Genomic DNA, 12,497 nt, shown 5'->3' with positions numbered 1-12,497 from the left:
GCAGTCACTCTGAACCTGATTGATGCAATCGTGCAATTGCCGCTTAGTGTCGATGTCCCCCCGCAAGAAGCGGCCACCAGACCAATAGCATCTTGTGCATCCAATAGTCTGACTTTGTTGAACACTACTCCTGCCGAAGAGTGCGGGTTTCCTTCGTATACCGACACAGCATGAAGCGCTGTTTCGTCGTATTGCAGCTTGGCTTCGACTGCCTTGGCAATTCCTGTTTCGTTTCCACGAAGCAGAATCAATACGTCAAATTCGTCTCCAAGTGCGAAAGTGCTCTCTTCCTGCACGAGCAGTTCGAGATACGGACTGTTGTCCAACTGTATTGCCGGGCGTGACCGCGACGGATCGGGGCTTATTGCAAACTCCGTTTCAGTGATTCCAACCGGGGACACGCTGTGGAAGTTAAAACTGAATGGCGTCAAGTCATCGAAGTCAATCGCACCAGCTAAGTCAGGGTTGGGGATCCCCTTGCCAACGCTCCAATTTTCGATGACAACCGGACCGATGTTTCTGTAGTCTCCGGCATTCGTGAAATATACGGCGGAGAGCAAACTTAAGTCATCTGTGTCCACACGACCGCGTGAATTCGGGTCGCCTGAGCCGTCAGCGGTGCTGAAATCTCCGAGCCAATAATTTGTTGAACGGTCGGCATTGATTCCAATTTCGACCGTATCTCCAATGGACCAGTTCCCGCCCGCATCCTTCACAAAAGTGACGTAGCGGTATATATCACGATAAGTTGCAGCATTCCCGGTCCCGTCCAACCAGCCGGCTTCTGCATCAAGCCAGAACGTATCCGCCCCGTCCACATGGTAGTAGGAATCGCCGCGGTTATTCGGCGTTCCGATGAAAGAACCCGATGTGACGGTGCCCGAGAAGCTTGACTGAGTCGCGACAAGTGTCCATCCGGACGGAGGCAGACTGGTCATTGTATAATTGGAATCCTGACTCCAAAGGTCGTTTGGATAGGCCGGATACTCACCGCTTATTGGACTCCGGTAGATTCGCATCTCTTCTGCGTCCAAACTCGACTCCCACGACCACTTGAGCCAGACTCCCAAATGCGCGGGACGGGCGTCAAATGAAGTGAATGTGTTCTCAGGCAACTGCATATCCACGCATATCGCGAACTGTTGCACGGCAGAAATATTCCCCGCGCAATCAGACGCCCATACGTCGAAGGTGAATGTGTCGCCATTGGCAATCATGAAACCCGGAACATCCAGCATCCACGTCCATAGTGCAAGCGCACTCGAATCATCTTCGGGATAGCTTGTCTGGTCAAGTGGCACGACAAAATCAGAAACATCTGCGTGAGCAATTATCAAAGTTCCCGTTGTCGCTGAGCACGGCTGTCCGCCCACTAAGGCGGTAATGTCCAGTACACTGTCCAGCAGAATGCCGCCGTAATTGGGAGAGGCCGGTGAATTGTTGAGACAGGAACCATCAGGCTGGTTTACCAAAATGCTAACCAACGGCGCGGAATTGTCACGCCCAATATTCAAGATTACGGCCGCGTTGGAAACATTGCACTCTGAATCCCTGACCCGGATAGTCAAAGTGTTACAGGTATCTGCGGCGAGGAGATTGTAAAACACCGCTGTGTCGCTGTCCGCCGGGAATGTCAGAGTCTGCGGTGAGGTTACTTCGCTTGCCAGAAATGCGTAGCTGCCTCCCGATGGTTGAAAGGTCACCCACGCAGAGTCGAGACCTGACAGTGCATCGGAAAATGTCACGGAAAATTGATTGGCAACCTGCGACGCCGACCCGAAGGCGCAGGACGTCAAGTTCTGCACACTGTTTATGACCGGCGCATCACAATCAACCTTTACGACTCCGACGCCAAGATCCAGGTCATTCTGATGCTCGCCGCCGCCACTGTCTATCCATAACGAGCTGTTCAATTGCGCCGCATGAATTCCCGTCCCATTCGACATGTTTATCACCGGAATGCAGGCGATCTTCTTGCTGATGTCTCCGACGCTTCCCGGCCATTGGAATCCAATATCGATTAACACCGATCCCCCGCCTTGATCAATCGCAAAAGCTTGAATCAGGCAAGTGTCCGCGTCTGAACTCGGAGTAACGACACCTCCGCCGGGAGGAAGCGCAAGCGCGTATCCGGAAGGAAGCTGCATGGTCAGTTGGAGGTTCGGTAACCCTTGAGAACCAAGTGTCAGGCAGATGTCGCCTTCCGCGCACTCGGATCCGCCGCAGCCGATGAATTCGCCGTCAGTGACCAGGTTTACCTCATAACAGCCGTTCGGATTCGGATTTACGTCGAGATTCCACGGAACGGAACCGCTTATTTCATAGGTGCCGGGGAATCCGAAATTTGACGTGTAATCCGAATAGCAATTGCTGTCCCAAACATGGTTGGGACGATTATCGAACGCGTTTATGACATTATTCAACCGTGTATTTCGAACAGAGGCGACGGTTGTCGCGCTCACGTTCGATGCCGAGATGTCAATTCCTCTTGACCAACCGACGACTTCACAGCTGTCAATTGTCAGGTCAAGCACTCCGCCGTCGACTTGCGTCAAAATTCCGTAGCTGTTGTTCGATAGATTACCCGTGATCGACACTCTGCTGACGTTGACCACTTCATTCTCGTCAAGCACATGGTCGCGCAGTCGTTCGTCTGCAATACTCTCATCATACATTTGCGGCATATCATGCAGACCGGCAAGCGCGGTTCCGGCGGCGTAGAATCGTATCCCCTGCTTGCCTGCCAAACTCACTGACGGCGACGCCGTGACGCTGCAGCTGTCAATGTCTCCGTCCGTGTCAATGCTGTAGATTCCCGTTTGACATCCGGTCACGGTCGTGCCCGTGATATCCACCTGATCCGCTTCAAACAACAGTATGCTTGAGGCAATCCAAAGTGAACTCGACCATTGAATGTTGCTCACTGAGCAGTTTCTGATGACACCGGTCGTTCCCGGGCTGTATTGAATGCCGTTTTGGATGACCGTTGAAGTTGGCCCTATACCAACCACCGTCACGTTTTCGCAGGTCACGTTCACTCCTGCACCGGTGAATCCCGTTCCGTTCTTCTGGAAGCCCGCAATGTAAGTGTTGCGTATCGTCACATCATGCGGCTGACCGTCGTTTCGATTGACAGAAATACCGACCCCTTGCGATCCGTTGTTCAGCGGCGTGTCGCGGACATTCAGAATCTTCGCGTCACGAAACACTCCGTCCGAGTTCCAATAGGCAACACCGATCATTCTGGAGTTGTTGCTTCCCCTTCCGTCGCCGTCAATCGTCAAATTGGAAACATATGCCAGCGAATTGTCAATGAATAGAATTGGTCTGCTCGGACCGCCCGCAAAATAAATGTCGGGCATTGTGGTCGCCGGCGCGCGCAGAATAGTCGAATCCTCGCCGGCGCCGATGATTTCCAGATAGTCGAAATTACGCGGATGAACCTGCCCGACATAAAGTCCTGCGCGAATATAAATGGTTCGTGAATCGGTACCCGCAAGGGACCACTTGATGTTTCCAAAAGCCGAATATCCCCAGACCAGCTTGGAATTGTTCGCGGAATTGAAAACATTCACATCCGTCTGGCCTGCCCAGTTATCATCCACCCATACCGTATCAGCCGGACTGCCATACGTCAATGCGGCCAGGTTCTCACCGCCAATCGCCGGATAGTGGTCTTCGTTTGAATACCGCCATCCGCCTTGCGGAGATTGCGTGGCTCCGATCCAATAGGCCGCGTTGCGAATTTCAGTGTCAAACTGAACCATGTCGAACGCGTGCAAACTCATGACAGAATATGCCGTGGATTGCCAGTCTTCGTCACCGGCATTTGCTCCATAACTGAAACTGAATGCGCCCGTGCTGTATTGGCTGGCAATCAAACGTGATGTGAGGTCACTCCACACCTCCGCATGCGTGTTGCTCGCCTTGAACGCATCCAAAAGACCAGAAATTCCGAGCGTGTACCACCAGTAGTTTACGTTCGCATAGCCGGGATCCCAACCCGCGTCGTCAACAACGTCAAACAGCCCGGGAGTGTCCGCATAAGAATCCTGATACAGAACTTCTGCAATGTCCACCGCGTCCTGGTGATAGCTCCCCCCGTATCGAGCAAACAACATTTCCGCCGCAACAGCATAAGCCCCGATGTCCCATCCGATGATTCCGTTGGGATAGCCTTGAGTTATCCCGCGCGTATCTCGAATTGATTGGGCAAGCACCGCAGCCGAACCATAGGAGGAAATCAAATGATCGTATTTTGCGCGGGCGGCATCAGAGTAAACGGAGGTCGGCCCGATTTCGAAATCATACTGGTCATCAAACAGAAGCAAAAACTTGATGTCCGCAGAGCTCCGCATGGCGGTTGTATCCGCCGCAACCATCCTGTCCGCGGCGTCCACTAATGCCACCCAGAGCTCATATTTGCCAGTAATCTGAAATGCCCGAAGAAGTCCGTAGGCGGTTGTACCGTAAATATTATCCGGACTGGGTGAAGATGAGTGCGAGTGTGGATCGTTGGTCCAATTTAACACCCAATCCCAGCCCGCATCATCCGGATCGTCCGGTGACTCATTTAAACCATCGGTGCCGTTACCTGCATTATCTTCGGTAACATCAGCTTGAAAACTACGCAAGTAGTAGGCAGCAGTATCAATGGCAAGGCGAAAGTTCAGCGTATCGCCGAACGAATCTAAAGACACTCGATGATCTCGCTCAAACTGAACATGGAGCGGCCGCAGAGTGACGGTCTCATACCTCGTTGCAACAATGCCTGCATGGCTCGGTGCAAATGGCAGCCACACCGAAACAACCGCAAGAAAAAAAAGTACTCTCGCCTGCCGGTTTAAGAATTTTACAATTGACATCATTGGCCCATCGTTCTCCTGATCGTGACCACTCATTTCTTCAACGATACGACACAAAATTTGTGATTAACTGCGCTGACCCCGTAAACAGCCGCTACATCAGTGCACGTCGTGGAGTTTACATCATTCCAACATAGAATCTATACTATGAACGGCGTCAAGTCAACTACTTGCATGAAGATTGTTCATCACTGGCAGATCAGTAGTCCCCAAATCCTTATAGTTAAGCCCCTGTAAATACTGTAGAATAGTTCAAGTTGCCCGATAGCGATACGGGCGGGTTGCCTTCACCTGTTGAACGCCTCTTGTTCCCCTTGCAAGGTGCAATCTTTTTGTGGATTTGTATATGTCTTCAGGGTCGATAATAGTTGCGAAAAAAATTTCACACTAGTTGAATTTTTTGTGAAAATAGTATAAGTTAGTGCAGAGTTGATTACTCAAACTTATAATTCGCAATTACATAACAAAATTTATCTGTGCGTTCAGTTGTTTTTATGACTTTTTAGTCACAAATTCAAAAAATACTGAACATCTGTTCTACTTATCGTGCCCGAACTTGAAATGCAAGAGAATCCCCATCAAGAAACTGGTCAGGCTAAAGAACGCGGCTTCCTCGGATTAGGGTGGCGCCAGTTTGGAATTGTGCTTGGTGGAATTCTGCTGTGCAGTGCACTTCTGCTCATTTACAATTCCGTGCAGGAATACAGGCAAGTCATCGCCGATGCGAAGAAGGACGTGCGCAACATTACAGTCTCCAGATTGGAACAGCTTGACTCGTGGTGGAATGAGCGTCAAAGTGACATGCGATATGTGTTCGACGGTCAATGGCACTCTGATAAGTTGAACTTGCTGCTGTCCGACGATTCGTCATCGGTATCAGCAGTCGCCCCGCTTGTCGAATGGCTTGCGCCGAAGTTCGGGAATTCAAGCTACGAATCGGTGACCGTAGTCCAGTCCGATGGAACCACGATTGTTTCACGGCCTCCGGGCACCAACCTGTCAGTCAATGAAGCTGCTCATTTGCTTCCGCGACTAGGTCAGATCAAGTCCGTCAGCAGTTTCTTCACGTCTGACGAGCACGGCGTGCCGTCGCATGTCTGTTTCGTTCTGCCCTTCCTTGCATCGCAGGCGCAAGGAGACACGATGACTGTCGGCGCCGCGGTTTTCAGAATTTCCTGCTCGGCTAAAATCATCCCCAGAATTACCGGAACGGTCGGTGCGCTGGGCAGATTCGTGCAGTATCTAGTTTTTGATCGTGCAAATCTGGTTGTCCTGCACAATCCCGACGTTCCTGAGGAAATCTTAATCAGTGAAACATCGCTGAAGGATATTCTGCAGGGCGATTCTGTCAATGCTGACTCGGTTTACACCAAGACTTCCGTTCGCGGTGCTGAATTGCTTGCAGTTCAGGGAGTCGGAGAGGATTTTCCGTGGCCGCTCCTGGTCACCTTTGATACGCGTGCCCTGACTGAATTTCATCAGTTCGAAGTACGCTCGACTGCTATCATCTTCCTGCTGCTCTTTCTTTTGAGTGGTTTGGGACTGTTCTTTGTCACCTATCGTGACAATCAGAATGCCAAGAGGCTGGAACTCGAATATACGATAGCACAGCAAAAGCTCGAAACGGAACTCCGGCTGATTGATGCCGAGTATCGCATGCTGTTTGACCGATCGCTTGATGCAATTCTGGTCGCTTCACCTGAAGGCGAGCTGCTGCGGGCAAATCCCTCCGCTTGCCGGTTGTTTGGCTACACTGAAGAACAGTTTCGATCGATTGGACGAGAAGCTCTTTTCGATCACTCCAGTCCAAGCGGGCGCGTGGCAGTGGAAACACGTGAACGCGAAGGCTCGTACCGGGGTTTGGTGACCTTCAAACGCGCCGACGGTTCGGTCTTCCCGGCCGATGTTTCCACAACCGTTGTTCCGACTGCGAACGGAACAAGAGTGCATGCGATTATCCGCGATGTCTCCAATATCGTGGAAGCACAATACGAGTTAGAACGCCGTCAACTACATCTCGTGAAATCCCAGAATACAGGCCGTATCGGAAGCTGGGAAGTAGATTTGGCTACCGAAGAGATGTTTTGGTCGGACAATCTGTATGCAATGGTTGGACGAAATCCCAAACTCGGCCCTATGCCGCTGTTCGAGACATTGCGATTGTTTTCAATTTCCGATAAGATTGAGCATCTCCTGAATACCCCCAATGGGGAATCAAGCAGCGATTCAATCGAAGGACAGTCGGAGTATCTCGCTTCCGGTCAAGAGCAGACGGTGTTTCGCTATACGGTTGCGGTTATCAAAGATGATGACGGCAAACCACGTAAACTCATTGGAACTGTCGTCAACGTCACTGAGCTTGCACAGGCTGAGTATGAAATTCGGAGTTTGGTCGCACACCTGATTTCCGTACGAGAAGATGAACGCACCGCCATCGCACGGAATATTCACGACGATTTGGGACAGATGCTCACGGCTTTGAAAATCGATCTGATGAATCTGTCCAGGCAAATAACGGGTGCGCCGCAATCCGGCAAACTGGAGATAATGCTCAATCTTGTGGACAGCATGATTAAGACCGTCAAGCGAATGACCGCAGAACTTCGTCCCGGCATTCTTGATGACCTCGGTGTTGCGGCGGCAATCGAGTGGCAGCTCCATCAATTCACGGAAAGAACCGGAGTCGCAAACCAACTCGACTTCATTTTCCCCGAGAAACTCCTCACCAAGGAGCTTTCGACGACTCTTTTCAGGATCACTCAGGAGGCTTTGACGAACGTTGCACGCCACGCCAACGCACAGCGCGTTGCGGTGGAAGTCTTCGAAGATGCGGGCAATATCGTATTAAAAATCAGCGATGACGGTGTCGGGATACACCAAAGCGATGTTCAAGACTCCAAGTCGTTCGGATTGTTAAGCATTCGAGAACGCGCCGAGTACTTTGGCGGAAAAGCAGAATTTGAAAGATTGAATCCACATGGGACGCTCGTGAAGGTCTCATTGCCAATTCAATAGAAAGAAATCGGATGATACGTGTTTTTATTGTCGATGATCATAAGATAGTCCGTGAGGGCTTGAAGCAAATACTGTCTGAGACTCCCGACATTTCGCTTGTCGGTGAGGCGTCGAACGGACCCGACTTTCTGGAACAAATGGAGACCGTACGGTTTGATATTCTAGTGTTGGATCTTACCATGCCCGGGCGAGGAGGCCTTGATGTGCTTGCCACGGTCAAGAGGCTTCGCCCCGAGTTGCCGGTGCTTGTGCTGAGCATGCACCCTGAAGACCAGTATGCCATACGGGTCATCCGTGCAGGCGCCAGCGGCTACTTAAATAAAGAAGCTGCCGCGACAGATCTCGTCGGGGCCATTCGGACAGTTGCAGAAGGTAAGAAATTCGTGACGGCCTCAGTCGCCGAAAAACTGGCAACTTATGTAAGCTCCAGAGATACAATGGCTCCCCATGAGCAGCTCTCAGATCGAGAATTTCAGGTACTGACCCTTATTGCCTCTGGAAAGACAGTGACGGAGATCGCCAATGACCTCTCTTTGAGTGTCAAGACTGTTAGTACATATAGGTCACGAATATTGGAGAAAATGCAACTAAAATCTAATGCGGAACTCACTCACTACGTGATTTCAAATAAGTTAGACGGATAGAACACTAGTAATTCCTGATAAAGAAGTCCATTATATCGGCTTTCGTCCTACAGAATCGCACCTGAGAATCGGACTCGATATTGAGAAACTCACCGATACCGCCGCCCCCATGGGCGGCGATATATTTAGGTAGAAGTTAGCGCGTAACCCTTGGTCCGAAGGACGTTGCCGAATCAACACATGACTGAACCGCCTGCCAAGCACTCTCTCCTAATCGTTGACGATTCACCCGTGATCGTGACCCGCATCTTGGAGGCGGTATCGGTCCTTCTGGGGGAAGAAGGTGTGGCAGTGGCAAGTTCGATGTCCGAAGCATTAGAATACTTGAAAACGCATCATCCGGATATCGTTATTTTGGACTGCAACATTGCCGGTGAATCCGGGTTCAGAGTACTGAACGCCATCCGCTCCTCGGGCCAAGGGACTTACGTGATCGCATGGTCAACCGACCTCAATCCAATCACCATGCGCAAGTATATTGAGGCGGGCGCCGATTCCGTGCTTGACAAGACGCATGAATTTGAAGAGTTGCTTCCGCACCTTCGACAATCGCTGACCTCGCGGAAGGTCTTGAAAAGAAGTAGATCGTCCCGGCAACAGTCGATTCGTAGATAACAGGGGAAGTTGACATTCATGACGCGAAAAAAAGATGAACACGATGTCCTGACGCGCACGGGTTCGAGAGTTCACGAGCCGGAGCAGCAGCCGACAGAGACGACATATCAGTATTGCGACAGGCTTGAGCGCGCTCTCCGTGACTACGAAGACAGGTTTGAAGGAGTGATGGACGGAGCTGCATGCGGAATATGGGACTGGGACAGGCAAACGGACAAAGTGTTTGTTTCGGACAGTTTTTTCAAGCTGTTGGGCTTTGAATCACCGAGGCAACGACTTAGGCTGCGCGGACTATTCGAACTCATTCATCCCGAAGACTTGATTCAGATTCGCAACAATTTGAAACAGTATCTGCGCGCGGGCAAGCGCTTTTCGTTCGATTGCCGGTTTGAGTCCTTCGGCGGGGAATATATCTGGATGAATCTCTCCGGACTGCCCGTGCGAGACAAACAGGGCCGAATCAAGAGAATTTCCGGCTCATTGATTGATATAGACTTGAGAGTCGCCGCATTTCAAGCTCAGTTAGACAGCGAGGCGCGGTTTCACGAAGCGTTTGCGAATTCTTCAACCGGGCTTGCCATTATCAGTCTTGAAGGTCACTATCTTTTTGCCAACCGGAGCTTCTGCAAGTTGCTCGACCGGCAGTCGAGCGAAATTGTCGGCAAGTCCGTCCTTGAATTCACATATTCCGAAGATCAAGCGCTGACCATGGAAATGGCGTCTTCACTGGTGTATGAACACTCGCGCGATTCGGGCTTTGAAAAACGCTACATTCGCAAGGACGGTTCGATTGCGTGGGCTCGAGTGACATCGGTTATCCATCGCGACCAGGATGGGATGCCGAAGTATTACATCAGCTTGATTACCGACTTAAGCGAGCAGAAAAAGATAGAATCGGAGAATCAGAGGCTTGAGGCCGCGCTCCGAAGGCTGCAAGCTCTGAGTACAATTGGAACGATGACGAGCGGTCTGGCTCACGACCTGAACAAGCTGCTCACACCTATTATCGGATACCTTGACATGACCCTGGAGGACTTGCCGAAGGAAAGCACTGTTCGCGAGAATCTGGAAATCGCTCTGGAGTCGGCACAGCACGCAAAAGACGTTGCCATTCAGATATTAAATATCAGCAAGAAAGAGACTGACGGATTGCAAATGATCAAGCTCAGCACGATTGTTGACAACAGCATAAAGTTGCTGCGCGTGTCACTTCCGGTGGGGATTTCCGTAGAGCGCGCGTTTGAAACCGAGCGCGATGTTATCGGAGCTGACTATCATCAGATTCACCAGATATTGATGAATCTTGGAGTGAATGCCGGGCATGCAATGAAAGAAACCGGTGGGGTGCTACGCATCCGCATTTCGGAAACCGAAGTACATTTGGACAGTTTCGGGCCAAACGGAACTCGCAGAGGCCAATACGTCCGCCTCGAGATTTCGGATACGGGCAAGGGAATGAGCCCCGAAACGCAAGCGAGAATTTTCGAACCGTTCTTCACAACCAAGGACAATGAGGAAGGCACGGGACTTGGCCTGTTCGTCGTAAAGGGCATTGTACGCCGACACGGCGGATCAATTCACGTTAAGTCCGAGCCGGGGTGCGGAACGACATTTACGATTCTGTTTCCGCGATCTATAGCGGAAGCGCATGTGAGCACTGAGAATCATGTCCTCGACGTCAAGGGCGGCGAGCACATTCTCTGGGTTGACGATGAACCGCTGATTCTTGAACTCGGCAAACAAATGCTTGAGTATCTTGGATACAGGGTGTCCGTTGCGGATTGCTCACACTCCGCCATGATGCAATTCAGGGAGTCGTCGCACGATATTGACCTTATTATCACGGATTCCTCCATTCCGGATCTCTCGGGCGAAGACCTTGCGCTGCAGATACACGAAATTCGCGGCGACATACCGATTATACTTTGTTCGGGATTCAGTGCACAGGCATCCAATCTTGGACAGTACAGTGCAATACTCGACAAGCCATTCAGCATAAAAGAGTTGGCGCGTGCGGTTCGTCATTCGCTTAACATGAACCGACAAACCGTGCAAGTGCCATCAAGCATCGCAATCTAACTCGCAAGGACTCATCGTTTCTCTCCTTGTACAGGTAGTAGGCTAACATTTCGTCACCCACACTAGCAGCGTTAGCCTATGACGAGGCGGGCGGTCTTCGGATCGCCCGTTCTTCATAACTCCATTGTTGTATTTGCATAATGTTGTTTTGAACAAATTGCTATTAAGATTGTCATAATATACATTCATATGAACACATGGTCAAGAGATTTTTCTCAAATATTGAACTTAGCAAGACATTGTTTTAACCAATCTTAGAGAAAAATCTGCTGAATTAGAGGCATTGAGGGTACGAACCTCAAAAAAAGCCCCCGGGTATTTCCGGGGGCTTTTTACATTCAGCTACAGAAACTTAGCTCGCGTGTTGTGGCGATGCAGCAAGGTCAGCCTCCTGCTCTTCGACGATAGCTTTTTCCACCTCATGTACCGGAGTGTATTTGGCAAAAATCGAATAGACCACCGGCACCAACACGAGAGTGAGGAAGGTTGAGAACAGCATACCGCCGACCACGGCAATTCCAAGCGGCCTGCGTGCTTCGGCGCCCGCACCCAGTCCGATGGCAATGGGCAGAATGCCGAAGATTGTCGCAAAAGAGGTCATGAGAATAGGTCTCAGGCGAATGAGCGAAGCCTCGACAATGGCATCTTTCACCTCCCTGCCTCGCGCGCGGAGCTGATTGGCAAACTCGACAATAAGAATTGCATTCTTTGTCACCAATCCTATCAACATGATGAGACCAATCTGCGAGTAGATGTTCATTGATTGTCCAAACACGAACAACGAGACCAGCGCTCCGAAGACAGCAAGCGGCACAGACAGAAGAATCGTGAAGGGATGCACGAAGCTTTCGAACTGCGCCGCAAGCACCAGGAAAATGAACACAAGCGCGAGGAGGAAGAAGTAGTAAAGTCCTGTGCTTGACTCTTTGTATTCCTGAGATTGTCCGGCAAATTCCCGGGTTACGCCTTTGGGAAGACTGGTGAAAGTAATCTTGTCAAGGTCATCGAGCACTGGTCTGCCCCCATTTTCTGTACCAGTTGCAAGATTACACTTGCTTACTTCCGTCGTAGCGTAGCGGGGACGGAAGTAATTGTTTTTTCGTTTCCGGCGCGGGCGGGTTGTAGCCCAGGGAGCTGTGTGGCCTGACCGGATTAGATTTTTGTTCGCAAGCTGCATAAACTGCCACAATTAGTGCTTCGCCTCGGTTTTTGTGTATACACTGTTTTGATGACCCATCGCGGATGTTTAAAACTTGATTTTACATTATTTTAACACCCT

At 50.7% G+C, this 12,497-nt stretch carries 6 protein-coding genes; 4 read left to right on the top strand and 2 right to left on the bottom strand.

Annotated features, from left to right (window positions below; genetic code table 11):
• A partial coding sequence (locus HUU59_11185) for a hypothetical protein (protein ID NUO20002.1) occupies positions 1-4,868 on the bottom strand: 4,868 nt, incomplete at its 3' end.
• A gap of 543 nt (positions 4,869-5,411) precedes the next feature.
• Between HUU59_11185 and HUU59_11180 the strand changes: the two genes are divergently transcribed.
• From HUU59_11180 to HUU59_11165, 4 genes are all read left to right on the top strand, one after another.
• Positions 5,412-7,880, top strand: a complete 2,469-nt coding sequence (locus HUU59_11180) for a PAS domain-containing sensor histidine kinase (protein ID NUO20001.1) — start codon at positions 5,412-5,414, stop codon at positions 7,878-7,880.
• Between the two features lie 11 nt (positions 7,881-7,891).
• Complete coding sequence (locus HUU59_11175; protein ID NUO20000.1) at positions 7,892-8,524, top strand: response regulator transcription factor; 633 nt, start codon at positions 7,892-7,894, stop codon at positions 8,522-8,524.
• A gap of 180 nt (positions 8,525-8,704) precedes the next feature.
• Positions 8,705-9,139 carry a response regulator gene (locus HUU59_11170; protein NUO19999.1) on the top strand — a complete coding sequence of 145 codons (435 nt, stop codon included), beginning with the start codon at positions 8,705-8,707 and terminating at the stop codon, positions 9,137-9,139.
• An 18-nt stretch (positions 9,140-9,157) separates the two neighbouring features.
• Entirely contained in the window at positions 9,158-11,218 is a 2,061-nt protein-coding gene (locus HUU59_11165) for a PAS domain S-box protein (protein NUO19998.1), read from the top strand.
• Between the two features lie 352 nt (positions 11,219-11,570).
• Here HUU59_11165 and HUU59_11160 read toward each other — a convergent pair whose 3' ends face one another.
• Positions 11,571-12,395 carry an efflux RND transporter permease subunit gene (locus HUU59_11160; protein NUO19997.1) on the bottom strand — a complete coding sequence of 275 codons (825 nt, stop codon included), beginning with the start codon at positions 12,393-12,395 and terminating at the stop codon, positions 11,571-11,573.
• Positions 12,396-12,497: the final 102 nt, after the last annotated feature.

Source organism: bacterium (assembly GCA_013360195.1).
Classification (GTDB): Bacteria; Electryoneota; RPQS01; order RPQS01; family RPQS01; genus JABWCQ01.
This window is presented reverse-complemented; position numbering and strand designations above follow the sequence as displayed.

Coding starts and splice junctions, on each gene's coding strand:
- HUU59_11170 (NUO19999.1), top strand. CDS start 8,705: ATGACTGAACCGCCTGCCAAGCACTCTCTCCTAATCGTTGACGATTCA.
- HUU59_11165 (NUO19998.1), top strand. CDS start 9,158: ATGACGCGAAAAAAAGATGAACACGATGTCCTGACGCGCACGGGTTCG.
- HUU59_11160 (NUO19997.1), bottom strand. CDS start 12,395: ATGCAGCTTGCGAACAAAAATCTAATCCGGTCAGGCCACACAGCTCCC.
- HUU59_11175 (NUO20000.1), top strand. CDS start 7,892: ATGATACGTGTTTTTATTGTCGATGATCATAAGATAGTCCGTGAGGGC.